This is a genomic window from Amycolatopsis xylanica, assembly GCF_900107045.1.
Lineage (GTDB): Bacteria > Actinomycetota > Actinomycetes > Mycobacteriales > Pseudonocardiaceae > Amycolatopsis > Amycolatopsis xylanica.
Window position 1 is genome coordinate 606,194 of the sequence record NZ_FNON01000005.1, and the last position, 23,748, is coordinate 629,941.

Sequence of the window (23,748 nt, forward strand, 5' to 3'; positions counted from 1 at the left end):
GGTGGCCGTGCGCCCGCACGTGCACGCGGTGATAAGCGGTTCGCGGGAATGTCAGTTCGGTCATGGCCACGTCACGTCGAGCCGGTCGAGGCAGGCGTGCCTGCCGTTGTGGAAGTACCGGATCGGCCGGTTGAGCAACCGGTAGTCGGGATGGCGCGCCAGTTCCGCCAGCACCGTCTCGAATTCCAGGCGCGCGAGATGTGCACCGATACAGAAGTGGATGCCCGCGCCGAAACCCAGGTGGTGCACGGGTCCCCGGTCGAGGCGGAACTCGTCCGGCGCGGCGAACCGGCGTGGATCGCGGTTCGCCGCGCCGGTGAGCAGCACGACCCTGGCGCCGCTCGGGATGACCACGTCCGCGATGGTCACCTCCCGGGTGGTCACCCTGGTCCCGTGGTCGACCGGCGACCACAGCCTGAGTGTCTCCTCGATGGCGACGGGAATGAGGCGCCGGTCGCCGCGCAGCCTGCTCTGCAGATCGGGGCGCTCACCCAATTGCCACAACAGGTGTGACAGCGAGTTCATCGTTGTCTCGTGCCCGGCGACGGCGAAAGAGACGAGCATCGCGTGCAATTCGGATTCGGTGACCGGCCTGCCGTCGATCCGGGACCGGACGAGCGCGGAGAGGTAGTCCTCGCCCGGTTCGGCCTTGGCGCGCTTGATCTCGGCGCGGAACAACTCGGCGAACGGCGGCCAGAATCGTTCGGCCGGGCCGTCACTCGGCATTCGCGTCCAGCCGATCGCCGCGAGTTCGGCGATCCGCTCGCGCGCGTCCTCGGAGAAACCGACGGCGAGTGAGACGGCGGCGAGTGGCAGCGTCGCCGCCAATTCCGTGACTAGATCACCACCGCCGCGCCGCACCAGTGGTTCGACCACTCGCCGCACCAGTTTCGCGATGTCGTACTTCAGCCGCCGCACGGCGCCGATGGTGCACGGCGGCCGCATCAGCTCGCGGAACACGGCCTGTTCGGGAGGGTCGTAATCGAGCGGCGCGAAGCGTGGTGTGTCCGCGGTGCGCGGGAAGAGCACGCCCTCCGCGGAGCTGAACGTCCGGTGGTCCTTGAGCGCGGCCTCGACGTCGTCGTAGCGTGAGAGTATCCACATGCCACCGTGCGCCCGCGAGTACGCGACCCGCTGTCCTTCGCGGAGCGCGCGGTGCACGAGCACGGCCATGTCCGGGGTCAGTTCCCGGTCGTGGTGGTCGAAATCCTGGCTCAGCCGCGCGCTGGCGAGCTGTGTCGGGTGAGCGCCGGCCATCATCCGCCGATCTTCCCGAGCCCCGTGCGCCGGGGCAACCGCCGTTCGGATCAGCCGTGGACTGTCCACAAAGGAGGGTGGAAGCCACGCCGTCCCGGAGCCCGGTGAGCCCGCCCGTGGCTCGCCGGGCCCGGGACGGCGGTGGCGGGCAGGCGGACGCGACACCTGCCCGAGGTCACGCGCACGACGAAGCCACCCTTTCTTCAGGGTTCGAATAAATGGAATCCGCGCCGCTTGCGGTACCGGAAGATACTCAGGCACCCGCCCGCTCACAAGACCGCGCGGCACCCGGCGGGAGGTGCCGCCCAATGGGGCAGCACGCGTCCGAATCGGCTAACCGGCGGCGCCGTTTCCCGGGCTGTGGGCAGACCTGACCGGGCGAAGAGGTGACGGGACGGACACGACGGCGGCCATTGGGGTTCGCGCGGGTCACCGATGGTGATGCCGGGGGTGCGGGCGGCCGGGGCAAGGTGACCCCTAATGGAGGCATGGGAAAGCCGCAGACATGGGATGGTCCCTTGCCTGCGGCTTCGGTGGTGCGTCAGTGAGCCGCTTGTTCCCGGTGGGTGTCGGGCGCGGCGTGCTTCGGCTGGGGGATCGGCTGGGGGATCGGCTCGGTCACCGTGCGGTCGGCCTGGATCGGTTCGGAGACCTCGGCGGGCTCTTCCTCCTCGATCAGCACCTGCTTGCGTGCGGGCAGCATCGCGATCACGAGACCGAGCACCGCGAGGCCGAGGTGCAGCCAGTTGTCGGCGGTGTTCAGGTCGAGCGGGTTGCCCGCGGCGGACACGGGGTTCGAACTGAGCGCACCGGTGATCATCAGGCCCCAGACGAAGGCCGCGCCGTAGCCGAGCAGCAGCAGCCACCCGTAGAACCGCGCCAGCCCGGAGCCGGTGGCGAGCATGATGCCGACCAGCCCGGCCACCAGGTGCACGGTGTTGTGCAGCGGATTGATGGCGAAGCCCAGCAGGGTGGCGTGGTGGTGCCCGGCGAAGTCGCCGAACCCGGTGCGGGTGAAGCCGACGATGCCGGCCACGACGAAGGCGATCCCGGTCAGCCCCGCCAGGACCTGGACGGGCTGCAGTCCTTTCACCTTGATGCGGGCCTTGTTCGCGCGAGTCATCTCAGCGGTCCTCTCCTTCAGGTCAGGCCGTCTCGACCAGGGGTACCCAAAACGGACGCGGCCAAACCGGGGGCATTCCCGGCCCGGCTCACACACTTCGCGTCAGCGGAAAAGATCTTGGGCGAGAACGTATTTCGCGCGGTGAAGCCCGGCTCTTATTCGTGTCGTTCGGGCCACGGTGTTCCGGTCATCGGAGAGCGCTGAACGAACTCACTGTATGCCAAGGCTTGAGGGGGCCTGATGCAGTTCAAGAAAATGATCGTGCCGATCCTCGCTGTCGTCGCTGTGACGGGGACCGGCGCCACCACGGCGGCCGCGGCGAAAGCCGATCCCAACGCGGCGGTCGTGCGGCAGTCCACTCAGGACGCCAAGGACGTCCAGGCATATTGGACTCCCGAGCGGATGAGATCGGCGGTGCCGATGCCCGTTCCGGCGGCTTCGGCGAGCGCTTTGGCAAGCGCGCCAGCACAAACGTACAAGCTGCCCGCGATGTCCGCGCCCGGATTCGGCAAAGCCGTTTCGGCCGAGTTCGGCACGAACAGCGTGCAGGACATCACGCAGTCCGGGGTCTGGACCGCGCACGGGCAGATGCCGGCCAGCACGGTCGGCAAGCTGTACTTCACCACGCCCCAGGGCAACAGCGAATGCACGGCGTCGGTGATCGCCTCGAACAACCACAGCATGATCTGGACCGCCGGGCACTGCGCGAGTGACGGCGCGGGGCACTGGTACAGCAACTTCCAGTTCGTGCCCGACTATCACGACGGCGTGTGGCCGTACGGTTCGTGGGTGTGGAAGTCGGCTTCGACACCGACCGCCTACCTCAACGGCCGCAACTTCGACTACGACGTCGCGGCGATCTCGTTGTGGCCGTCGAACGGCCGCAAGGTCGCCGACGTGGTCGGCTGGCAGGGGTACAAGTTCAACTGGGGTTACAACTGGTTCGCCTACGAATTCGGCTACCCGTACGACACCCACCCCGCCCGCACCGGCATCAACGGCCAGCAGCTGCGGTACTGCGCGGCGGGTACCTGGCAGGCCGGTGGCCAGCAGGCGATCCACTGCGACCAGGGGCACGGCGCCAGTGGCGGGCCGTGGCTCGACGACCTGCAGTTCGCCCGCGGCTGGGGGTATCTGGTCGGCAACGTCAGCTATCACCCGTACGACTGGTCGGACGAGGAGCGCAGCCCGCACTTCGGTGACGCGGCCGTGAACGTCTACAACGCGCAGACCAACGTCTGATCGCTTTCGCAGGCGGCCGGGGACCGATTCCTGTCGGTCCCCGGCTCTACGATGTCGGCATGGATCCTGAACTCGTCAACCAGGCGTACGGCCGGTTCTTCGCGGGCGAGCCCGAGCGGCTCGACCCGGTCGGGCTGTTCGCGCGGGTCGCCACGTCCGTGCCCGCGTACCGGAAGTTCCTGGCCGAGCGCGGCATCGACCCGGCTTCGGTGCGCACGCTCGAGGACTTCCGGCGGCTGCCGTTGCTGGACAAGGATTCCTACCACCGCCGCTACCCGCTGCCCGAGCTGTGCCGCGACGGACGGCTGGACGGGTGCGACATGATCGCCGTGTCGTCGGGGTCCAGCGGCACGCCGACCATCTGGCCCCGCTCGCTGGCCGACGAGCTGGCCATCGCGCGGCGGTTCGAGCAGGTGTTCCGCGCCTTCGAGGCGGACCGCCGCAGCACGCTGGCCGTGGTGTGCTTCCCGCTCGGCACCTGGGTCGGCGGCCTGTTCACCACGGCGTGCGTCCGGCATCTCGCGGCGAAGGGCTTCCCGGTCACCGTGGTCGCGCCCGGCAACAACAAGGCCGAGATCCTCCGCGTCATCCCCGAGCTGGCGCCGCACTGCGAACAGCTGGTGCTGCTCGGCTATCCGCCGTTCCTCAAGGACGTGGTCGACAGCGGCGAGGGCTGGGACCGCTACGACGTCAAGCTCGTGCTGGCGGGCGAGGTGTTCAGCGAGCCGTGGCGTGACCTGATGGCCGAGCGGACGGGCCTGCGCGACCGCGAGCGCGACGTGGTTTCGCTCTACGGCACGGCGGACGCGGGCGTGCTCGGCACCGAGACGGCGCTTTCGGTGTCGATCCGGCGTTTCCTCGCCGACCGCCCGGAGCTGGCGCACGAGCTGTTCGGCGGCGTGCGCCTGCCGACGCTGGTGCAATACGACCCCGGCAGCCGGTTCTTCGAGGAGCAGGACGGAACGCTGCTGTTCACCGGCGACAACGGGATCCCGTTGATCCGCTACCACATCGCCGACGAGGGCGGCGTGGTGTCCTATTCGGACATGCTCGCTTTCTGTGCCAGGCATGGCTTCACCCCGACCCCCGGCCCGGAACTGCCGTTCGTGTACGTCTTCGGCCGCTCGTTGTTCACGGTCTCGTACTTCGGCGCGAACGTGTACCCCGAGAACGTGACGGTCGGCCTCGAGCAGCCGGGCATCAGCGACTGGGTCACCGGCAAGTTCGTACTGGAGACGGTCGAAGACGCCGCCCGCGACGTCCGCCTGCGCGTCACCGTCGAGCTGGCGCCCGGCCGCACCGGCGACCCGGCCGTGCTGGCCGAGTCGATCAGGACCCACGTGGCCAGGCTCAACAGCGAGTTCGCGCACTACGTCCCGGCGGACCGGCAGCTCCCCGAGGTGGTGATGAAAGAGGCAGGCGACCCCGAGTACTTCCCGGTCGGCGTCAAGCACCGCTACACGCGCTAGGACCGGGGGTCGTGAGTGTTGCGGCCGGTTCTAACCGGCCATACCACTCACGACCCCACGTCTCGGGCGAGCCGGTCAGGGCGACGTGGCTGAGGGGGAAATGCGTCGTTCAACGCCTCGAATCCTCCTCAGTCAAGCTGCTTGTCTTGGGCCGAGAGGTCGTGAGCGTTGCGGGCGGTTCTAACCGCCCGCAACGCTCACGACGCCACGACGTGGGTCGCGCGTGGGTCGCGTGAAGCCAGGGCCTGCCCCCGCCGCTGGCTGGGTTAGGCGCGTTGGCGGGCGGGGCGGATGACGATCTCGTTGACGTCGACCTCCGCGGGCTGGGAGATCGCGTAGGAGATGGCCTCGGCGATCGCGTCGGGCGGGATGGAGTCGGCGCGGTAGGTGCGCATGGCGGCCTGGGCGCCGGGGTCGGTGATGGAGTCGGCCAGCTCGGACTCGACGACGCCGGGAGACACGGTGGTGACCCGGATGCTCGGGTCGGCCTCCAGCCGCAGGCCCTCGGTGATCGCCCAAGCGGCGTACTTCGTCGCGCAGTAGACGGCGGCCGTCGGCACGACCTGGTGCGCGCCGACGGAGGCGATGGTCACGAAGTGGCCGCCGCCCTGCCGCTCGAAATGGGGGAGCGTCGCGGCGATGCCGTGCAGCAGGCCGCGGATGTTGACGTCGATCATCCGGTCCCACTCGTCGGCGAGCAGTGAGTCCAAACGGGACAGTGGCATCACACCCGCGTTGTTGACGATCACGTCGACGCGGCCGTGCGCGCTCACGGCGTTGTCGACGAACTCCGCGACGCTGGTGCGGTCGGTGACGTCGAGGCGAGCGACTTCGGCGGTGCCGCCCGCGTCGCGGATGACCGAGGCGAGCTTGGTGAGCCGGTCTTCGCGGCGGGCGCCGAGCACCACGTGGTGGCCCTCGCGGGCGAGGCGCAACGCGGTCGCCTCGCCGATGCCGCTGCTCGCGCCGGTGATCAGTACTACCTTGGTGTTCATGAAAACCCTTTCTTGGGCATGGTTGAGCCCCGCGGAAAATCCCGCGGTGTGATTCGGCTGTTAAGCGAGACTGCCGAGCAGCGAAAGCGTTTCTTCGGATGGGCTGCCCGGCTCGGCTTGGTAAACGACGAGCTGCTGGCCAGGCGCGCTGTTCACGGTCAGCGATTCGTAGGTCAGTGTCAATTCCCCGACCAACGGGTGACGAAAGCGTTTGCTTTCCTGGGTTTTCCGCTGAATGTCGTGACGCGCCCACAGTGTGCGGAACTCCGGGCTCTTGACCGACAGCTCGCCGACTGTCTCGATCAGCTCGGGATCGTCGTGGTCGATGCTCGCCGCCCGCAGCGCGCCGACGGTGGCGACCGCGACCCGATCCCACTCCGGATAGAACTCCCGCGCGTCGGGATCGAGGAAGACCAGGCGGATGAGGTCGTCGCTGTAGGCGTGGCCGGCGAACAGGGCCTCGCCGAGCGTGTTGGCCGCGAGCACGGTCAGATACCGGCCCAGCACCAACGCCGGGGTCCGTGGCCAGTTGTCCAGCATCTGGAGCAGGTTGGGGCTGACGCGCTCATGCCCGGCGGGACGATGCCGCGGCGTCACCGGGCGGGCGAGCCGGTGCAGGTGGGCGACCGCGTCGTCCGCCAGGCCCAGCACCCGCGCGAGCGCCTCGACCACCTGGACGGACGGGGTGCGCTCGCGGCCCTGCTCGAGCCGCACGTAGTAGTCCGTGCTGACCCCGGCGAGCATCGCGACCTCTTCGCGGCGCAGGCCTGCCACGCGGCGGTTGCCGCCCGGCGCCATGCCGTGGTCCTCCGGGCTGACCAGCTCGCGCCGGGCCCGCAGGAACTCGCCGAGCGTGTTCTCCCTGTCCATGAAACCCAGGCTAGGGCGTCCCGACGGGATCAGGGTGGCCGTGCTGCTCCCACCTTCGGTCGATCTTGGGCACCGAGGCGATCAGGCGCTGGGTGTACGGATGGGACGGTGCGGTGAGTATCCCGGCTGTCGTGCCCTCTTCGACCAGCTTTCCCTTGTGCAGCACGGCGACGCGGTCGGCGACGCGCTCGATCACCGCGAGGTCGTGGCTGATGAACAGGCACGCGAAGCCGAACTCGGCGCGCAGTGTGTCGAGCAGGTCGAGGATCGACGCCTGCACCGAGACGTCGAGTGCGCTGGTCGGCTCGTCCGCGATGAGCAGCGCGGGGCGCAGTGCCAGCGCGCGGGCGATGCCGACGCGCTGGCGCTGGCCGCCGGAGAGCTGGTGCGGGTAGCGGTCGCGCAGCGCCGGATCGAGCCGGACCGCGGTGAGCAGCTCGGTCACGCGGGCCGAGAAGTCGCCCTCGAAGCGGTGCAGGGCAAGGGGTTCCGTGATGCTCTTGCCGATGGTGGCCCGTGGGTTCAGCGACGACGCCGGGTCCTGGAAGACCACGCCGATGCGCTTGCGGACCTCCTTGAGCGCCCGGCGGCCCGCGCCCGCGATGTCGGTGCCGCCGACGCGCACCGAGCCCGCGGTGATCGGGAGCAGGCCGGTGATCGCGCCGGAGACCGTGCTCTTGCCCGACCCCGACTCGCCGACCAGGCCCACCACCTCGCCGGGCGCGATGCGCAGGCTGACCCCGTCGACCGCGCGGACCCCGTGCGACCGGGGGTAGGACACCGCCAGCTCGGTGATCTCGACCGCGTTGTCCACAGTGGACGAAGGAGCCTCGGCGGAGCCGGAACCCAGTGTCAGCACCGAATCCAGCAGATGCTTCGTGTACTCCGTCTTCGGCGCGGCGAACAGCTCCGCGACCGTGCCGCGTTCGACGATCTCGCCGTCGCGCATCACCACCACCCGGTCGGCCAGCGCCGAGACCACGCCCAGGTCGTGCGTGATCAGCAGGATCGCCTGGCCGAGCTTGCGCAGCAGCGCCAGAATGCCCGCCTGCACCGTCACGTCCAGCGCGGTGGTCGGCTCGTCCGCGATGACCAGCGCCGGGTCGTTGGCGATGGCCATCGCGATGACCACCCGCTGCAGCTGCCCACCGGAGAGCTCATGCGGATACGCCCGCATGATCCGGGGGACGTCGGTCAGCTCGACCTTCTCCAGCAGGGAACGCGCCCGGTCCTTCGCGGCGGCCATCGGCTCGCGGCGGTGCACCCTGATCGCCTCGACCAGCTGCGCCCCGACGCGGAACACCGGGTTCAGCGCGCTCATCGGCTCCTGGAACACCATGCCGATCTCGCCGCCGCGCACCGCGCGCAGCTCGGCGGGGGAGAGCCGGTACAGGTCACGCCCGCCCAGCAGCGCCGAGCCGGTGACGGTGGCCGACGAGGGCAGCAGGCCGAGCAGCGACATGGCGGTCACCGACTTGCCCGAACCCGATTCGCCGACCACCGCGACGACCTCGCCGCGCGCGACGTCGAAACTCACCTGCCTGGCCGCGTGCACCACGCGGCCGGGCAAGGTGAAGTCCACTGAGATGTCGCGCAGCGACAGGAGCGCGTCCATGGCCTACTTCGTCAGTCCGACCTGCAGGAAGTTCGGGTACGCCGGGAACCCGCCGATGACGAAGTTGCCGATCTTGGACCCGTGCAGGAACGAGTTGCGGGTGTAGATCAGCGGGACCACCGGGGAGTCCTGCATGATCAGGCGGTCGGCCTTCGCCCAGATCTTCCCGGCCTCCACCGGGTCGACCGTGCTTTGCGCCTGCGTGATGAGCTTGTCGACCTCGGGGTTCGAGTAGCGCGCGGTGTTGTAGCCGCCGTTCCCGATCTCCTTGGTGTCGAACAGCGGCTGGATATTGCCGGTGGCGCTGGGGAAGTCGGGCTGCCACGAACTCACCGTGAGGTCGTAGGTGCCCTCGTTGCCGGTGACCAGCGCCTCCCACGCCTCGGAGTCGACCACCCGCAGCTCGGTCTTGATCCCGGCCCGCAGCAGCGCGGCCTGCACCGCTTCGCCCTTCTTCTGGTAGTTGTTGCTGTTGTAGACGACGAAGTCCAGCGGGCCGATGCCGTCGGCGTGCCCGGCCTCGCGCAGCAGCTGCTTGGCCTTCTCGACGTCACCTCCCGGCGGTGCGGGATAGAGGTCGTACACCTCGCGCCCGGCGATGCCCTCGGTGATGAGCGTGGTGGCGATCCCGCCGGCGAGTTCCGCGCTGCCCGCCGACGCGATCTGGTACGACGCCTTGTCGACGGCGTACTGGAACGCCTGGCGGACCTTGGGATCGGCGAGCGCCGGGCGGCGCGTGTTCAGCGTGACATAGGCGAGCGCGCCCGACTTCGACGTCACCAGCCGCTGCTTCGCGGGCTGGTTGCCCTGGATCTGCGCGAGCTGCGCCGGCGCGACGAACGGCACGGAGAAGGCGAACTTGTCGTTGCCGGCGTCGGCGATCAGGCGCTGCGAGATGATGTCGGTCTGCTGCCCGAGCTGGATCACGATGTCGTCGGGCAGACCGGCCCGCGCCTCGTCGGTTCCCTTGTCCCAGAAGGTGTTCCGGCTCAGCTTGACCTCGACGCCCTTGGCGTAGGACGTCACCTGGTACGGCCCGGAGGCGATCGGCTTCTCGGTGTACGACGCGTCGGTGCCCTTGCCCTTCGGCACCGGCGCGAACGGCGGCGTGCTGGCGATCCAGGTCCAGTCGCCGTAGGGCTGGGTGAGCCGGAAGACGATGGTCTTCGGGTCGGGCACCTCGATGGACGCCAGTTCCGAGCCTTCGAACGGGCCCTTGTAAGCGTCCGCGCCCGCCAGCAGCTTCTTGTGATACGCCAGCCCGCCGGTGAACGCGGCGGCGAAGCTGCGTTCGATGCCGTACTTGATGTCCGCGGCGACGATCGGGGTGCCGTCGGCGTACTTGACGTTGTCCTTGAGCGTGAACGTCCACGTCTTGCCGCCGTCGCTCGGGCGGCCGGTGTCGGTGGCGAGGTCGGGGACCACGGTGGCGGGCTTGCCCTCCTCGATCTTCCAGGAGGTCAGCCTGCGGTGCACGAGCCCGAGCACGGTGATCGCCAGGTTCTGGCTCTTGGCCGGGTCCAGCTGCTGGACGCTCAGGTCGCTGAGGATGTAGAGCGTGCCGCCCTTGGCGACGTCGGCCGAGTTCGGCGCGGGCGCCGCCGGGTTCGCGTTGCACGCGGCCAGCAGGCCCCCGGTGCCGGTCAGCGCGGCCGCCGCGGTGACGCTTCTGAGAAATGTCCGCCGATCCATGTGGTGTTTCCCCTCTTCAGTGGACACGGGCTCGCGGGTCGAGCAGCCCGTAACAGACGTCGGCCAGGAAGTTGGCCACGATCACCAGCACCGCGGCGAACACGGTGATCCCCAGCAGCAGCGGCAGGTCCTTCAGCGAGACGGCGTCGATGAGCAGCCCGCCGAGCCCCGGCAGCGCGAACAGCCGCTCGGTGATCACCGCGCCGCCGAGCAGGCCGCCGAGGTCCATCGCGAACACGGTCACCACCGGGAGCGCCACGTTGCGCAGCGCGTGCTTGCCGATCACCGTGCGCTCGGCCAGCCCGATCGCGCGCGCCGTGCGGATGTGGTCCTCGCCGAGCACCTCGAGCATCTGGGTGCGGGTGAGCCTCGCGTAGACGGCGATGTGCACGGCCGCGAGCACCAGCCACGGCGTGATCAGGTGCCAGGCCCAGCCGACCGGGTCGTCGGCCAGCGCGACATACCCGCTCACCGGGACCATGTTGAAGGTGAAGCCGAAGATCAGGATGGCGAGCAGCCCGAGCAGGAACGTCGGCGCCGACACCCCGGCCAGTGTGAACGCCATGCTCAGCCGGTCCGGCAGTTTTCCCCGGCGCAGCGCGGAGAACACGCCGAGCGCGACGCCGCCGATCAGCCAGATCACCGCCGCGCCGAGCGCGAGCGAGACGGTCACCGGCATCCGGGCGGTGATCAGGTCGGTCACGGTCGCGTTCTGCAGGAACGAGTAGCCGAAGCACGGCGCGTCGCAGGTGATCGCCGTCGGGCCGGAGCCGAAGGTGCGCCCGGCGAAGATGCCGCCGAGGAAGTCGAGGTACTGCTGGATCCACGGCTTGTCGAAGCCCATGAAGCCGCGTGCCAGCGCGAGGCTTTCCGGCGTGCACGGCTTGCTGCACGACATGCGCGCCGGGTCCGACGGCAGCAGCGCGAACAGCGCGTAGGTGCACAGGCTGATCACCAGCAGCACGAACAGCATGCCGGCCAGCCGGCCTGCGAGGAAGCGGAGCACACGCACTAGCCGCGCACCCCGAATCGAGGATCGAGGGTGTCGCGCAGCGCGTCGCCGAGCACGTTGAACGCCAGCGTCGCCGCGAACAGCGCGAGGCCTGGGAAGAGCACGTAGGTCGGCTGGGTCTGCACCCAGCCGATCGCGTCGCCGATGGTCCGGCCCCAGCTCGGTGTCGGCGCGGTGATCCCGACGCCGAGGAACGACAGCGCCGCCTCGAGCCCGATGAGCTGCGGGATGCTGATGGTGGTGAGCACGATCGCGGGCGCCAGCAGGTTCGGCAGCAGCTCGTGCCGGAACACGTGCCACGGCCCGGCGCCGAGCACCCGCGCGGCCGAGACGAAGTCGCGGGTGCGCAGCGAGAGCGTCTGCGCGCGGATCACCCGCGCGGTCCTCGGCCAGTTGAACACCGCGATGAGCGCGACCAGCAGCACCGGCCGGGGCAGCGACGGCGGCGCGACGGCGCCGATGGCGATCATGAAGATCAGCGAGGGGAACCCGAGCAGCACGTCGATGGTCCGCATGACGATCCGGTCCCACCAGCCGCCGAGGTAGCCCGCGCTCGCGCCGAGTATCACGCCGAGCACCATCGCGACCGCCGTCGAGGCCAGCCCGATGAGGAACGAGGTGCGCGCGCCGTAGACGACGATGGCGAAAAGGTCACGCCCGGTGAGCGGTTCGACGCCGAACCAGTGGTCCCCGTCGAGCCCGCCGAGCGGCGCGGCCCCGGTGCTGCCGGGACCGGTCAGCAGCTCGGTGTGGAAGGTGTACGGATCCTGGCCCTCGAGCGCGGCGATCAGCGGCGCCGCGATCCCGGTGACGGCCAGCGCGGCGATGACGATCGCGCTGGTCAGCGCCCATCGGTCCCGCCTGAGGGTGCGCAGCAGCTCACTCGCCGAGCGGCGGCTCGCGGGCACCCCGATGGGCAGGTGGGACTCGGACACCGCGCCAATCTAGGGCGGTGAGTACCTGCCTGGGGGGAGGGCGCGTCGCTATTTCACCCCTTGAGACCAACGATCATCACGTTGTGTAATAGCACTTCGGCCGGTTGAGGAACGGGCGCGGGCGGGGAAGGATCGGACACCATGACGTTCATGTCGCCGATCGAGCAGCTCTACCGGGACATCGAACACCTCGCGGACGCTCTGGGCGCGGTCTGCGAGCGGGACAGGGTGATGCCGTGCCTAGCCGCCTTCTCCGAGGGGTTCGCCGGCACCGGGCTGGCGTTCCGCACGACCACGAAGGCCGGTGGCACCCCCGAGCTCAGCTACCGGTACACCGGCTTCGGCGGCCCGAGCCCCGATCCGTACCCGATCGCGCTGCGCCACGGGCTCTTGCCTGCGCCGGACGGCCTGGTCGACAAGGCGCACCAGGACATCGCGAGGCGGCTGCCCGTCGACCTGTGGGGTGCCGATTTCGGGACCACCACGGGGATCGAGAAGATCTACGCGACCTTCGGCGTCGGTGACGCGCAGCCGGTCCCGCGCATCGCCGCGCTGCCGTCCATGCCGATCGCGATCGACGCGGAGGCGGGGTTCTTCGCCCGGTACGGCCTCGGCGACGTGGGCCTGATGGCGGTCGACGTCCGCAGCCGCACGGTCAACCTGTACTTCCACCCGGCGCCGGGGACGCTCACGCCCGGGATCGTCGCGCGGATGCTCGGCGACCTGGAGCTGGCGATCCCGGCCGACGAGGCGGTGGTGCGGCGGTGCGCTGACGCGTTCTCGGTGTACTTCACCTTCAGCTGGGCTTCGCCGCGGATCGAGCGGGTGTGCTTCCCGCTGTTCGTTTCCGCGCGTGAACTCGCGCCGCTGACCCAGAACCCGATCTTGACGGCCTTCGCCGAGCACGCGCCGTTCGAGGCCGGGCCGCGGTACTTCGTGCACGCGGCCGCGATGACCCCGGTGGGCTACTACTTCAAGCTCGAGAACATCTACCGGTACTACGCGGGTGAGTTCTGGGACTCGATGGCCAAGGCGGTACCGCACTGGCGCGAGCCCGCGTTGAAGGACTCGTGAGTGCCCTGACCGGTTCTAACCGGCCGCAGCACTCACGACCCCAGTGAGGTGCGGACTGTTTCGAAGCAATCGTATTCGCGCTCGGGCAGCTTGCCGAGCTGACCGAGGACCTCGTCGTCGCCACCCTGGGCGGCGGCCGACTTGAGCAGCACGTCGCGGCCGCAGGGGTAGTCGGCGCCGCCCACGTACTTGGCCCAGTCGATCTCGTCGTGCATCGCGAAGAAACTCCCTAAGAGGCCAGTGGTTTTTCGGCGTCCAGCACATGCCCCAGTTCGTGACGCTCGGCGACCGACAGCGGGACGGTGGCGAAGTGGACCTCGCCGTTGGCGTCCGGGGCGGTGGTGATGGCCAAGGAGAGGCCGTCTTCGGATTCCGCGACGGCGACGCGGCCGCCGCACGACAACTCGACCACGGTGGCCGGGGGCGTGTCGCGCCATCCGAGCCAGCGGCTGACGAAGGCGAAGGCCATGATCGTCCCCTCTCCTGATCCGATGTGCCCTCAGAGTGCCCAGGAAACCCGGTGTTCACACGTTCAACCTTTCGCGGAAACAAGCGAACGGTGTTCGAGCGCTCCTACGGCGTCCAGCGCCAGCCGGTGAACTCCTCCGGATCCTCACCGTCGCGATAAGCCTTGGCCAGCAAGGCATCACGCTCGCGCAGCAGGTCACGCGGGTCGCCGCCGGTCCGGGTGAGCGCGTCGGCCGCGAGGTCGTACCTGCTCATCCGGTTGCGCGCGAGCAGGTCGAACGGCGTGGTCGTGGTGCCTTCTTCGAGGTAGCCGTGCACATGGAACCGGTCGGGCCGCGGCCTGCCGTGCAGCACCTCGTGCACCGCAGACGGATAGCCGTGGAACCCGAACACGACCGGCGTCCGCTCGCCGAAACACCGGGTGAACTCGTCCGGTGACAGCCCGTGCGGATGCCGGTCCGGCGGGCTCAACGCGAGCAGGTCCACCACGTTGACCACGCGCACCCGCAGCCGTCGCCGCAGCAGCGACGCGGCTGCCAGCGTCTCGACCGTCGGCGTGGTGCCCGCGCACGCCAGCACGACGTCCGGTTCGCCGCCGGTGCTCGCCCAGTCCCAGACACCCGCGCCCGCCCGGCAATGCGCGCGGGCGGCGTCCGCGCCGAGCCATTGGGGGCTCGGCTGCTTCCCGGCGATGACCACGTTGATCAGATCGGTCGTGCCGAGACAGTGCCGCATCGTCTCCAGCAGCGTGTTCGCGTCCGGCGGCAGGTAGATCCTGGCGACCGAGGCCCGCTTGGTGAGGACGTTGTTGATGAAACCGGGGCCCTGATGGCTGTAGCCGTTGTGCTCCTGCCGCCAGCCGTCGCTGGTGAGCAGGTAGTTGAGGCTGGAAACCGGTGCGCGCCACGGTGTCTCGCCGGACATCTTCAAGAACTTGGCGTACTGGTTGACCATGCTGTCCACAATGGACACGAAGGCCTCGTAGCAGGGGAACAGCCCGTGCCTGCCGGTCAGCAGGTATCCCTGCAGCCAGCCTTGGCACAGATGTTCGGACAGCACCTCCATCACCCGGCCGTCGACCGCGAGGTCCTCCGCGTAGCCGGGAACGCTCCGGGTGAACGCGCGCGGCGTCGCGTCGAGCAGCGCGCCGAGTTTGTTGGAGCGCAGCTCGTCCGGGCACACGACCCGGAAGTCACGGCGGGCCGCAGTGCGCAGCATCAGCTCGGCCAGCCAGCCGCCGAGCAGGTCGGTGGCGCTCGCGTCGGTCGCGCCCGGAGCGCCGACGGGAACGGCGAACCTCTCGATTTCGGGCAGGGGCAAGGGTTCGCGCAGCAGACCGCCGTTCGCCTGCGGCACGACGCCCATCCGCAGCGATCCGTGCGGCGGCACCGCCAGCAGGTCTTCGAACGGTGTGCCGTCGGCGTCGAAGAGTTCCTCGGGCCGGTAGGACCGCAGCCAGCGCTCCAGCAACTCCAGATCACCCGGGTCGACCGGCACCTGATGGGCGTTGAACGTGCCCTCGATCGGCTTGCCCTGAGGATCGACGGACGGCGCGCCCGCGCCCTTCTTGCTGCGCAGCACCAGCATCGGCGGGGTGGCCGTGCGCAGGTCGCGATGCGCGGCGTCCAGCGCTTCGGCGAGCACGGTGTCGGGATCGTCGACATCGCGGACGTCGACGATCCGCGGTGACCAGCCACAGCCGGTGAAGTAGTCGCGCAGTTCCTCACCGCTCATCGACTCGAAGATCGTCGGCGAGGAGATCTTGTAGCCGTTGAGATGCAGGATCGGCAGCACCGAGCCGCTGCGCGGGCCGCTGAACTTGGGTCCGTGCCACGCGGCGGCCGTCGGGCCGGTCTCGGCCTCACCGTCACCGATCACGCAGGCGACCATCAGCCCTGGATCGTCGAGCGCGGCGCCGAAAGCGGTCGCGAGCGCGTACCCGAGTTCACCGCCCTCGTGGATCACCCCTGGCACCTCGGGGGAGAGGTGACTCGGGAAGCCGCCCGGCCAGGAGAACCGTCTGACCAGCTCGGTCAGCCCGGCGCCGTCGACCGTGAGCGCGTCGTCGTATTCGGCGTGCGTGCCCTCCAGCCAGAGGTTGGCGTGGATGGCAGGCGCGCCGTGCCCCGGCCCGGTGACCAGCAGCGTCCGCTGCGCGGTCCGGCGGATCAACCCGTTGAGCCCGCTGTAGACCAGCGTGAGCCCGGGACAGGTGCCCCAGTGCCCGAGCGGGCGTGGCTTGAGATGCTCCGGCCGCAGCGGTTCGCGCAGCAGCACGTTGTCCTTGAGGTAGATCATCGCCACCGCGAGGTAGTCGCACGCGCGGCGATACCGGCGGAGCGTGTCGGCCGTGACCGAGGCGATCGCGGTCACCGGAGCAGTTCCTGGGCCTTGGTCTTGATGCCCTGCTTGACCAGGTGCCACGCGTTCGGGTCACCCTTGAGCACCGCCTCGGTTATCGACTTGAGCTGCTCGAACGTGGCGTGCGGCGGGATCGGCGGCACCTCGGGGTCGCAGTGGACGTCGATCACGGTCGGCACGCTCGCGTCGAGCGCCACCTCCCAGGCGGGCCCGAGCTGGTCGGGGTGCGTGACGGTGATGCCGTGCAGCCCGATCCCGGCCGCGAAGTCCGCATAGGACACCTCCGGCAGCACCTGGGACTCCTCGAACTTCGGGCCGCCGCCCATCGCGCGCAGCTCCCAGGTGACCTGGTTGAGGTCGTTGTTGTGGAACACGCAGATCACGCAGCGCGGGTCTTCCCACAGCTCGTGATAGCGCGAGATCGTCAGCAGCTCGGCGAGCCCGTTCATCTGCATCGCGCCGTCGCCGGTCAGCGCGATCGCCGGGCGGCCGGGGCAGGCGTACTTCGCGCCGATCGCGTACGGCACCGCCGCGCCCATGGTCGCCAGCGTGCCCGAGAGTGAGCCGCGCATCTGCCCGCGCATGCGCAGGTTACGGGCGTACCAGTTGGCGGCCGACCCCGAATCCGAGGTGACGATCGCGTCCTCGGGAACCCGCAGCGACAGCTCGTGCACCACGCGCATCGGGTTGACCGGCTCCGCTTCGAGCAGCGCCTGCCGCTCGACCGTCTCCCACCAGCGCTTCATGTCCGACTCGATCCGCTCACGCCACTTGCGGTCGTCTTGCCGCTCCAGCAACGGAATCAGCCGCTGCAAGGTGCTCTTCGCGTCGCCGAGCAGGTTCACCTCGGTGGGATAGCGCAGCCCGATGAACCGGGGATCGATGTCGATCTGCACCGCGCGTGCCTGGCCGAACTCGGGCAGGAACTGGGCGTACGGCATGTTCGAGCCGACGATCAGCAGGGTGTCGCAGTCTCGCATCAGCTCGTAGCTCGGCCGGGTGCCGAGCAAGCCGATCGAGCCGGTGACGTACGGCAGTTCGTCCGACAGGACATCCTTGCCCAGCAAAGCTTTCGCGACTCCGGCGCCGGTCAGCTCGGCCACCTCGCGCACCTCGGTCACCGCGTTGCGCGCGCCCTGGCCGATCAGCATCGCGACCTTGCGGCCCGCGTTGAGCACCTCGGCAGCGCGGGCGAGCTCGTCGCTCGGCGGGACCACACTGGCCCTCGGGTGGTCCGGCGGGCTGGACGGCACGTGCTTGAACTCGTGTTTCGGCGGGAGATAAGGGGATTCCTGCACATCGGCAGGGATGATCACGACGGTCGGCGCGTGCTGCGCGATCGCGGTCCGCATCGCGCGGTCGAGCGCGTTCGGCAGCTGCTCGGGCACGTTGACCTCGACCAGGTATTCGCTGGCCACGTCCTTGAACAGCGACTGGAGGTCGACTTCCTGCTGATAGCTGCCGCCCATCGCGCTGCGCGCGGTCTGCCCGACGATCGCGACCACCGGCACGTGGTCGAGCTTCGCGTCGTACAAGCCGTTGAGCAGGTGTATCGCGCCAGGCCCGGAGGTCGCCATGCACACTCCGGGCCTGGAGCCGAACTTGGCGAAGCCGACGGCGGCCAGTGCCGCCATCTCTTCGTGGCGCACCTGCACGAACCGCGGCTCGTTCTTGGCGGCGCCGAACGCGGTGACGAGCCCGTTGATCCCGTCACCGGGATAACCGAAGACCTGCTCGACACCCCATTCGCGCAACCTGGCCAGCACATGGTCCGCAACGGTTTCAGTCATGCACTGGTGAGTACCGCCGGTCAGCCGCGGCTAAACGTCGAGCGCGGCAGCTCGGGCGCGTCGGTGTCCAGCGGGACGTTCGGGCCGCGGACGAGTCCCAATTGGACGGTCTGCCGGTGCGTCATCGCCTCCAGCGCCCAGTCGACGGCCGTCCGCAAGCGGTTGCCGGGCATCGCGGCCAGGTGATAAGCGCGGGTGACGATCTTCGCGGGCAGCCCGGAAAGCGGGATGTGCAAGGGATTCGCCGCCGCCTCGCGGGCGCCGAGATCGACCACGAAGCCGAGATCATGATGGCGGTACCTGGCAGGCTCGCCGTAGCCGAGCGACGCGGCGACGTTGCGCCCGGCCAGTTTGCCCTGCCGTTCCGCGTGCTGGGCCGTCATGGCGGTGAGCTTGCCCGGCCGGGTCAGGTCGGGCACGGCCGCCGCGTCACCGCAGGCGAACACGTCCGGGTGACCCGGCACGGTGAGCTGGGCGTCGACCACCAGCCTGCCCTGCGCGGTCTCCAGCCTGAAGGCCTCGACCAGTGGATCCGGCCGGACACCGACGCACCAGGCCAGCGTGCGCGCGGGCACCGCGTCACCGGTGGTCAACGTGACGCCGTCCGCGCCCGCGTCACTGATCGAGGTCTTCATCCGCACGTCGACGCCGCGTTCGCGCAGCACCCGGTCGGCCGCCTTGCCGAGCCGTTCGTCCAGCTCGGGCAGCACGCGCGGGGCGATGTCGAGCAGCATCCAGCGGATCGCCTGGTCTTTCAGCTCGGGGTGCCTGGCAGCCAGCGCGGCGGTGAACGCGGGCCCCTGCGCGGCTACCTCGGTGCCGGTGTAGCCGGCGCCGACCACGACGAACGTGCAGCGCGCGTCGCGTTCCTTCGGGTCGTCCGTGGCCGCCGCGAGTTCGATCTGCCGGACGATGTGGTCACGCAGGTACAGCGCCTCCGGCAGGCCACGGAACCCGTGCGCGTATTCGGCCACCCCCGGGATCGGCAGCAGCTTGTTGACGCTGCCCGCCGCCAGCACCAGCCGGTCGTACCCGATCGTGTGCGCCCGGTCCTCGGTGTCGACATAGCCGACCTGTTTCGCTTGCAGGTCAACGGATTTCGCGGCGCCGAGCAGCAGGCGCACGCCGGGCAGGGTGGCGGGCAGCGACACCGACACGCGGCGCGGGTCGAGTATCCCGGCGGCGACCTCCGGCAGCAGTGGGAGATAAAGGAAATAGTCGGTCGGATTCAGGAGCACGATCTCGGCGGTGTCCGGCAGGGACTTGAGCAGTGTCTTCGCCGCGTTGTACCCGGCGAACCCACCTCCGATGATCACGACACGCATATGCGGTTCCTCCTGCGGCTGGTTCACATGGGAAGAGACCGGGTATCCCAGGAGACGGACGCGAAACGGTCTTGGGGTTGACCTGAGCCGCCAGAGCGGTACCGTCGTAGTCACTGGCCTTTGTTCAGACACGTGCTCCGGTCAGCCACCCTGCGGGGATCCCGCTGCGAGAGGAGCACGCGACATGAGCGCATTGTTCTTAGATCCCGATTACGCGGGCGGATTGTCCTGCACGCTCACCCGCCCCTCACCCGCTGTCACGGTGGTGACCGTGGTGGGTGAAATCGACTCCGCCACCATGCCCAGGCTCGCCGAGGTGCTGGACGACGCCTCGGCCATCACCAATCGGGTGATCCTGGATATGTCCAGGGCCGGCTTCCTCAGCTGTCACGCGCTGCGGGTGCTGCATCAGGCGCACGAGCGTCTCGACCTGGTGCTCGTGGCGGCTGGCCGGGTCATTCCGCGCACGCTCGCCGTGACCGGGATGGACGGCATGCTCGACGTCTACCCCGATCTGCCGTCCGCCATCCAGCGTTCGCACCGGCCTACGCCGACCATTTAGGCCCCCGTTCCGCCGGCCATCCGTGACCGGCGGAACGCGGGTGCTCAGTCCTTGGTGGGCCAGTCACCGGTCGCCTTCTTGTAGCCGACGGCACCGGCGCGATCGGTCGCGGCCTTCACCGCGCCGAAGATCGCGCCCTGCGCGGCCGCGGCGATGATCACCTGGCCCCAGCCGAAATCACGGTCGGTCGCGCTGGGCGCCTCCTCGTCGCCGCTGACCCGTTTCCAGATCTGCTTGAACGCCATGCTCGCGAGCACCCCGCCGAGTCCGCTCACGACCAGGCTCAACGGCTTGTACAGCAACGCGCTCATGACTTGCTCCTGCTCACGATGATCTTGAGGACGATCAGCAGCCCGACGAATCCGGCGAGCACCGGGATCTTGTTGCGCCGCACCACTTCCGCGCCTTCGCGGACCTTGCTCGCGGCGGGCTCGGGCAGCTTCGCCGTCGCCTGGTCGAGCTTCTCGTCGACGCTCTCCTTGACCCGGGTCTTCACGTCGAGCTTGTCGCCCAAGGCTTCCAGCGTCTCGGTGAGTTCCTGACGGGTCACCTCACGGTCCAATTTGGCTTCTTCGGCGTTCTTCGGGAAATCGCTCATGAGCGCACCCCTTGCTTGACGGTGGCGACGTCGTCACGGACGCCCTCGATGGCTTCCTGGGGCACCGGTGGCACGGCCTGCTGGACTTCCTTCTTGCCCACCAGCGCGGCCATCCCGGCGATCAGCAGCAGCGCCACGCCGATGATGACGGCCGCCAGCCAGCCGGGCACGACGAGCGCCAGCGCGAGCACCGCGGCGGCGACCAGCGTGGCCGCGCCGAACAACGCCATCAGCCCGGCGACGCCGAACAGCCCGGCGCCCAAGCCCATGCGCTTTCCCTTGCGCTGCAACTCGAACATGCCGATGCGCAGCTCGTCGCGGACGAGCCGCTTCAGCTCGTCCGACAGGTCCGACACGAGCTCGCCGACCGAACGGTCCCCAGGCGGGCGCTTGCGTGCTTCTTCGATCACTGATCACACCTCCCGATTCGAATGGGGTCCGGATACCCGCCCGCACACATCTTTAATCACAACCCGTGTCCGCGTTTGCCGATCGAGTCGCCGGGTAATCGGACTTCACCGACCACCGACAAGGAGGCGTGAATGAGCACGATCACCGAAATCGTCGAAGTCGACGTTCCGGTGTCCACCGCGTACAACCAGTGGACCCAGTTCGAAACCTTCCCTGAGTTCATGGAAGGCGTCGAGCGGATCGAGCAGCGGGACGCGACGCACACCCATTGGGTCACGAAGGTCGGCGGGGTCACCAGGGAGTTCGACGCCACCATCACCGAACAGCACCCGGACGAACGGGTGGCGTGGCATTCGGACGACGGTCCCGACCACGCGGGCGTGATCACGTTCCACCGGCTCGCGGACCAGAAGACCAGGGTGACCGCCCAGATGAAGATCGATCCGGACGGTTTCGTCGAGAACGTGGCTGACAAGCTCGGCATCCTCGGCCGCCGGATCAAGTCGGACATGCAGCGGTTCAAGGAGTTCATCGAGAAGCGCGGCCGGGAGACGGGCGCGTGGCGCGGTGACGTGGACCGCCCCGGCACCTGATCGGGTGGACAACGGCGGCGCGGCCTCCCCGGGGCCGCGCCGCCGTGTTTGCGCGCCCGGCGGCCCGGGTAGGCGGGTCCCATGAGCACAATCACCGTTCCGGACGTCGAACTGGCCAATGGCGCCACCATCCCGCAGCTCGGGCTGGGGGTCTTCCAGATCCCGCCGGACGACACGGCCGAGGTCGTGCGCCAGGCAGTGGAGGCCGGCTACCGCCATTTCGACACCGCGCAGATGTATCGCAATGAGGAAGGCGTCGGCGAAGGACTGAAGCAGTCCGGCATCGCCCGCGAGGACGTCTTCATCACCACGAAACTCGCCAACGACGCGCAGGGCTACGACAACGCGATCAACGCGCTCGAAGGCAGCCTGCAACGGCTCGGCACCGACTACGTGGACCTTTATCTGATCCACTGGCCGTTGCCGCACAAGGATCTCTACCCGGTGACGTGGACCGCCTTCACCGACATCCTCCGCGCGGAGAAGGCGCGCGCCATCGGCGTCTCGAACTTCCAGCCCGAGCACCTCGACCGGTTGCGTGAGCAGTCCAGCGTCGTGCCCGCCGTCAACCAGATCGAGCTGCATCCTCTGCTGCAGCAGCAGGAACTCCGCGCGTATCACCGCGCACACGGCATCGTGACCGAGGCGTGGAGCCCGCTCGCGCAGGGCGAGGTGCTCGGCGACCCGGTCATCGGCGAGATCGCCGCGAAGCACGGCAAGTCGGCGGCGCAGGTCGTGCTGCGCTGGCACATCCAGCTCGGCAACGTCGTCTTCCCCAAGTCCGCCAACGCCGACCGGCTCCGCGAGAACATCGACATCTTCGATTTCGAGCTGGACGACGCGGACCTGCGCTCGATCACCGGGCTCGACGCAGGTCACCGCACCGGCCCCGATCCGGACACCTTCGAGGGCTGAGACGCGTTTCTTCACGCCTCGACCTGGGTATCTCCGGAACAGACGCAGAAAGGAGCGCCCGCATGGACACGAACGCGTACCTGACGTTCCTGCTGATCGGGGTGGCGCTGGTCGCGGTGGACGGCCAGATCATCTATCGCAGCGGCCGCCGGTACCTGGAGAACTCCTACGGCGATCCCGAAGCGGGTGCTTCGATGACCCGTCTCGTGACCGTGTTGTTCCACCTGGCCGTGCTGGGCCTGCTGGCCTTGCTCTCGACCATCGACATGGGCGGCAGCGACCTGCCCGGCGTGGTCGGCAGGCTGGGCGTGCTCCTGCTCGTGCTGGCGATCGCGCACGGCATCACCCTCGCGATCCTCGCCCGCATCCGCGAGGAGCAGGTCGACGAGGCCGCCGTCACCGGCCGCCGCCAGCAGCGCGTCGAGCCGGAGCAGCAGGGCACCACGGTCACCCCGGTCCCGGGCCAGGAGGGCCGTTACCCCGCGGTCAGCCCGTCGCTCGACAACCGCCCGTAAGCCCGCCACGGGCACCCTCGACGGGGTGCCCGTGTCCGCTGATTGAAATCTCGCGAACCGGTGTAATAAGTACTTTGTCGTCGATCGTCTGTGCACGGAGGAGCAGAGTCCGATGTCTCGGCAGGAGATGCCTGTCCCGGCTTCGAGCATGGGGAACAACGCGGACCAGGTCGGAATCTTCCACTACGACGTCCTAGCGGAGAAGTGGACCTGGTCACCGGAGATCTTCGAGATGCATGGCAGGGTGCCGGGGGAGGTAGAACCCACCACGGAGCTGCTACGTCGTCATAGTCACCCCGGCGACACCACTCATCTGGCCGACGTGATCACCGCCGCGAAGGCGCCCTTCAGCAGCCAGCACCGCATCCGCGCCGCCGGCGGCCGCATCGTGTCCATAGTCGTAGTGGGCGAGCCCAACCGCGACGTGGATCGCGAAGTCCGCACGGTGCACGGCTATTTCATCAACCTGACCTCCAGCAAGGCCGCCGAGGCCGAGCAGCGCAACGACCTCGCCGACGAAGCCGCGGGCATGCGCTTCGCGATGGCCTCCCGCGCACCGATCGAGCAGGCCAAGGGCATGATCATGCTCGCATACGGCTGCAACGCCGCGGACGCGTTCCAGGTCCTGATCGACGCTTCCCAGCAGTCGAACACCAAGCTCCAGACCTTGGCCACGAACCTGGTCGCGGAGATGGAGACCGGAGTGGCTCAGCCCGCGTCGGCGCGAACCCACCTCGAAGCCGCTTTGCTGCGGCTCGGGCGGCGTGCGGGCTGACCTGGCCCTTGCGGCTTGCTCAGGGATTGGGTTTGTCGGGGTCGGATCTAGGGCGGTCCCGTATGGAAATTTCCGCTCGTGGGGTCGGGTGGTGTTTGTGGTCGCCGCGGAAATATCCATACGGACCGGGGCACTGTGGCCACAACTCCGC

24 protein-coding genes are annotated in these 23,748 nt (G+C 69.0%); 8 read left to right on the forward strand and 16 right to left on the reverse strand.

The features are described from left to right. Positions 1-60: 60 nt before the first annotated feature. Together BLV57_RS25645 and BLV57_RS25650 are read right to left on the reverse strand one after the other, a co-directional pair. Positions 61-1,260, reverse strand: a complete 1,200-nt coding sequence (locus BLV57_RS25645) for a cytochrome P450 (protein WP_091292823.1) — start codon at positions 1,258-1,260, stop codon at positions 61-63. A 538-nt stretch (positions 1,261-1,798) separates the two neighbouring features. Continuing rightward, positions 1,799-2,380 carry a DUF4383 domain-containing protein gene (locus BLV57_RS25650; RefSeq protein WP_091292824.1) on the reverse strand — a complete coding sequence of 194 codons (582 nt, stop codon included), beginning with the start codon at positions 2,378-2,380 and terminating at the stop codon, positions 1,799-1,801. 240 nt (positions 2,381-2,620) lie between these two features. On the opposite strand from BLV57_RS25650, the gene BLV57_RS25655 reads away from it, so the two are divergent. Both BLV57_RS25655 and BLV57_RS25660 read left to right on the forward strand, forming a co-directional pair. Beyond that, positions 2,621-3,622 carry a trypsin-like serine peptidase gene (locus tag BLV57_RS25655; RefSeq protein ID WP_091292826.1) on the forward strand — a complete coding sequence of 334 codons (1,002 nt, stop codon included), beginning with the start codon at positions 2,621-2,623 and terminating at the stop codon, positions 3,620-3,622. A gap of 59 nt (positions 3,623-3,681) precedes the next feature. Next, positions 3,682-5,091, forward strand: coding sequence for a phenylacetate--CoA ligase family protein (locus tag BLV57_RS25660; RefSeq protein WP_091292828.1), 1,410 nt, complete (start codon positions 3,682-3,684; stop codon positions 5,089-5,091). Between the two features lie 266 nt (positions 5,092-5,357). Here the strand turns inward: BLV57_RS25660 and BLV57_RS25665 are convergent, their stop codons facing one another. From BLV57_RS25665 to BLV57_RS25690, 6 genes are read right to left on the reverse strand one after another with little or no spacing between them, the layout of a single operon-like run. Then, positions 5,358-6,086 carry an SDR family oxidoreductase gene (locus BLV57_RS25665; protein WP_091292830.1) on the reverse strand — a complete coding sequence of 243 codons (729 nt, stop codon included), beginning with the start codon at positions 6,084-6,086 and terminating at the stop codon, positions 5,358-5,360. Between the two features lie 60 nt (positions 6,087-6,146). Next, positions 6,147-6,956, reverse strand: a complete 810-nt coding sequence (locus BLV57_RS25670) for a helix-turn-helix transcriptional regulator (protein WP_091292831.1) — start codon at positions 6,954-6,956, stop codon at positions 6,147-6,149. 10 nt (positions 6,957-6,966) lie between these two features. Next, positions 6,967-8,571, reverse strand: a complete 1,605-nt coding sequence (locus BLV57_RS25675; protein ID WP_091292833.1) for an ABC transporter ATP-binding protein — start codon at positions 8,569-8,571, stop codon at positions 6,967-6,969. Positions 8,572-8,574: 3 nt separating this feature from the next. Continuing rightward, entirely contained in the window at positions 8,575-10,263 is a 1,689-nt protein-coding gene (locus BLV57_RS25680; RefSeq protein WP_091292835.1) for an ABC transporter substrate-binding protein, read from the reverse strand. Between the two features lie 16 nt (positions 10,264-10,279). After that, positions 10,280-11,275 (reverse strand): ABC transporter permease, encoded by a 996-nt coding sequence (locus BLV57_RS25685; protein ID WP_091292836.1) that lies wholly within the window; start codon positions 11,273-11,275, stop codon positions 10,280-10,282. Further along, a complete protein-coding gene (locus BLV57_RS25690; RefSeq protein WP_091292838.1) occupies positions 11,275-12,210 on the reverse strand; it encodes an ABC transporter permease in 936 nt (311 codons plus the stop codon). The genes BLV57_RS25685 and BLV57_RS25690 overlap by 1 nt, the downstream gene beginning before the upstream one ends. A gap of 141 nt (positions 12,211-12,351) precedes the next feature. On the opposite strand from BLV57_RS25690, the gene BLV57_RS25695 reads away from it, so the two are divergent. Then, positions 12,352-13,284 (forward strand): aromatic prenyltransferase, encoded by a 933-nt coding sequence (locus tag BLV57_RS25695; RefSeq protein WP_091292840.1) that lies wholly within the window; start codon positions 12,352-12,354, stop codon positions 13,282-13,284. A gap of 32 nt (positions 13,285-13,316) precedes the next feature. Here the strand turns inward: BLV57_RS25695 and BLV57_RS25700 are convergent, their stop codons facing one another. The 5 genes from BLV57_RS25700 to BLV57_RS25720 form a co-directional block, all read right to left on the reverse strand. Then, a complete protein-coding gene (locus BLV57_RS25700) occupies positions 13,317-13,499 on the reverse strand; it encodes a DUF2795 domain-containing protein (protein ID WP_091292842.1) in 183 nt (60 codons plus the stop codon). Positions 13,500-13,513: 14 nt separating this feature from the next. After that, positions 13,514-13,753 (reverse strand): hypothetical protein, encoded by a 240-nt coding sequence (locus BLV57_RS25705; protein WP_091292844.1) that lies wholly within the window; start codon positions 13,751-13,753, stop codon positions 13,514-13,516. A 104-nt stretch (positions 13,754-13,857) separates the two neighbouring features. Further along, positions 13,858-16,125, reverse strand: coding sequence for a phosphoketolase family protein (locus BLV57_RS25710; RefSeq protein ID WP_245757512.1), 2,268 nt, complete (start codon positions 16,123-16,125; stop codon positions 13,858-13,860). Beyond that, positions 16,122-17,903, reverse strand: coding sequence for a thiamine pyrophosphate-requiring protein (locus BLV57_RS25715; protein ID WP_091292845.1), 1,782 nt, complete (start codon positions 17,901-17,903; stop codon positions 16,122-16,124). Before BLV57_RS25715 ends, BLV57_RS25710 begins: the two co-directional genes overlap by 4 nt. A gap of 20 nt (positions 17,904-17,923) precedes the next feature. Next, on the reverse strand, positions 17,924-19,228 hold the full coding sequence (locus BLV57_RS25720; RefSeq protein ID WP_091292848.1) for an NAD(P)/FAD-dependent oxidoreductase: 1,305 nt from the start codon (positions 19,226-19,228) through the stop codon (positions 17,924-17,926). Between the two features lie 184 nt (positions 19,229-19,412). On the opposite strand from BLV57_RS25720, the gene BLV57_RS25725 reads away from it, so the two are divergent. Next, a complete protein-coding gene (locus BLV57_RS25725) occupies positions 19,413-19,790 on the forward strand; it encodes an STAS domain-containing protein (protein ID WP_176968806.1) in 378 nt (125 codons plus the stop codon). 44 nt (positions 19,791-19,834) lie between these two features. Here BLV57_RS25725 and BLV57_RS25730 read toward each other — a convergent pair whose 3' ends face one another. From BLV57_RS25730 to BLV57_RS25740, 3 genes are read right to left on the reverse strand one after another with little or no spacing between them, the layout of a single operon-like run. After that, the gene (locus BLV57_RS25730) at positions 19,835-20,101 is read right to left on the reverse strand and encodes a DUF4235 domain-containing protein (protein ID WP_091292851.1); all 267 of its coding nucleotides are present in this window, start codon (positions 20,099-20,101) and stop codon (positions 19,835-19,837) included. Continuing rightward, positions 20,098-20,388: a DUF3618 domain-containing protein gene (locus BLV57_RS25735; protein ID WP_091292853.1), complete on the reverse strand. Its 291-nt coding sequence runs from the start codon at positions 20,386-20,388 to the stop codon at positions 20,098-20,100. Before BLV57_RS25735 ends, BLV57_RS25730 begins: the two co-directional genes overlap by 4 nt. Next, complete coding sequence (locus tag BLV57_RS25740) at positions 20,385-20,798, reverse strand: phage holin family protein (RefSeq protein WP_091292855.1); 414 nt, start codon at positions 20,796-20,798, stop codon at positions 20,385-20,387. The genes BLV57_RS25735 and BLV57_RS25740 overlap by 4 nt, the downstream gene beginning before the upstream one ends. Positions 20,799-20,930: 132 nt before the next feature. On the opposite strand from BLV57_RS25740, the gene BLV57_RS25745 reads away from it, so the two are divergent. From BLV57_RS25745 to BLV57_RS25760, 4 genes are all read left to right on the forward strand, one after another. Continuing rightward, positions 20,931-21,392 carry an SRPBCC family protein gene (locus BLV57_RS25745; protein ID WP_091292857.1) on the forward strand — a complete coding sequence of 154 codons (462 nt, stop codon included), beginning with the start codon at positions 20,931-20,933 and terminating at the stop codon, positions 21,390-21,392. A gap of 81 nt (positions 21,393-21,473) precedes the next feature. Then, positions 21,474-22,307: an aldo/keto reductase gene (locus BLV57_RS25750; RefSeq protein ID WP_091292859.1), complete on the forward strand. Its 834-nt coding sequence runs from the start codon at positions 21,474-21,476 to the stop codon at positions 22,305-22,307. Between the two features lie 62 nt (positions 22,308-22,369). Further along, positions 22,370-22,822 carry a hypothetical protein gene (locus BLV57_RS25755; RefSeq protein ID WP_091292861.1) on the forward strand — a complete coding sequence of 151 codons (453 nt, stop codon included), beginning with the start codon at positions 22,370-22,372 and terminating at the stop codon, positions 22,820-22,822. Positions 22,823-22,934: 112 nt separating this feature from the next. Continuing rightward, positions 22,935-23,597, forward strand: coding sequence for a PAS and ANTAR domain-containing protein (locus BLV57_RS25760; RefSeq protein ID WP_091292862.1), 663 nt, complete (start codon positions 22,935-22,937; stop codon positions 23,595-23,597). Positions 23,598-23,748 lie beyond the last annotated feature (151 nt).

Coding starts and splice junctions, on each gene's coding strand:
- BLV57_RS25680 (WP_091292835.1), bottom strand. CDS start 10,263: ATGGATCGGCGGACATTTCTCAGAAGCGTCACCGCGGCGGCCGCGCTG.
- BLV57_RS25705 (WP_091292844.1), bottom strand. CDS start 13,753: ATGGCCTTCGCCTTCGTCAGCCGCTGGCTCGGATGGCGCGACACGCCC.
- BLV57_RS25670 (WP_091292831.1), bottom strand. CDS start 6,956: ATGGACAGGGAGAACACGCTCGGCGAGTTCCTGCGGGCCCGGCGCGAG.
- BLV57_RS25720 (WP_091292848.1), bottom strand. CDS start 19,228: ATGCGTGTCGTGATCATCGGAGGTGGGTTCGCCGGGTACAACGCGGCG.
- BLV57_RS25650 (WP_091292824.1), bottom strand. CDS start 2,380: ATGACTCGCGCGAACAAGGCCCGCATCAAGGTGAAAGGACTGCAGCCC.
- BLV57_RS25745 (WP_091292857.1), top strand. CDS start 20,931: ATGAGCACGATCACCGAAATCGTCGAAGTCGACGTTCCGGTGTCCACC.
- BLV57_RS25660 (WP_091292828.1), top strand. CDS start 3,682: ATGGATCCTGAACTCGTCAACCAGGCGTACGGCCGGTTCTTCGCGGGC.
- BLV57_RS25700 (WP_091292842.1), bottom strand. CDS start 13,499: ATGCACGACGAGATCGACTGGGCCAAGTACGTGGGCGGCGCCGACTAC.
- BLV57_RS25665 (WP_091292830.1), bottom strand. CDS start 6,086: ATGAACACCAAGGTAGTACTGATCACCGGCGCGAGCAGCGGCATCGGC.
- BLV57_RS25730 (WP_091292851.1), bottom strand. CDS start 20,101: ATGAGCGCGTTGCTGTACAAGCCGTTGAGCCTGGTCGTGAGCGGACTC.
- BLV57_RS25675 (WP_091292833.1), bottom strand. CDS start 8,571: ATGGACGCGCTCCTGTCGCTGCGCGACATCTCAGTGGACTTCACCTTG.
- BLV57_RS25645 (WP_091292823.1), bottom strand. CDS start 1,260: ATGATGGCCGGCGCTCACCCGACACAGCTCGCCAGCGCGCGGCTGAGC.
- BLV57_RS25750 (WP_091292859.1), top strand. CDS start 21,474: ATGAGCACAATCACCGTTCCGGACGTCGAACTGGCCAATGGCGCCACC.
- BLV57_RS25760 (WP_091292862.1), top strand. CDS start 22,935: ATGTCTCGGCAGGAGATGCCTGTCCCGGCTTCGAGCATGGGGAACAAC.
- BLV57_RS25735 (WP_091292853.1), bottom strand. CDS start 20,388: ATGAGCGATTTCCCGAAGAACGCCGAAGAAGCCAAATTGGACCGTGAG.
- BLV57_RS25725 (WP_176968806.1), top strand. CDS start 19,413: ATGAGCGCATTGTTCTTAGATCCCGATTACGCGGGCGGATTGTCCTGC.
- BLV57_RS25755 (WP_091292861.1), top strand. CDS start 22,370: ATGGACACGAACGCGTACCTGACGTTCCTGCTGATCGGGGTGGCGCTG.
- BLV57_RS25715 (WP_091292845.1), bottom strand. CDS start 17,903: ATGACTGAAACCGTTGCGGACCATGTGCTGGCCAGGTTGCGCGAATGG.
- BLV57_RS25695 (WP_091292840.1), top strand. CDS start 12,352: ATGACGTTCATGTCGCCGATCGAGCAGCTCTACCGGGACATCGAACAC.
- BLV57_RS25655 (WP_091292826.1), top strand. CDS start 2,621: ATGCAGTTCAAGAAAATGATCGTGCCGATCCTCGCTGTCGTCGCTGTG.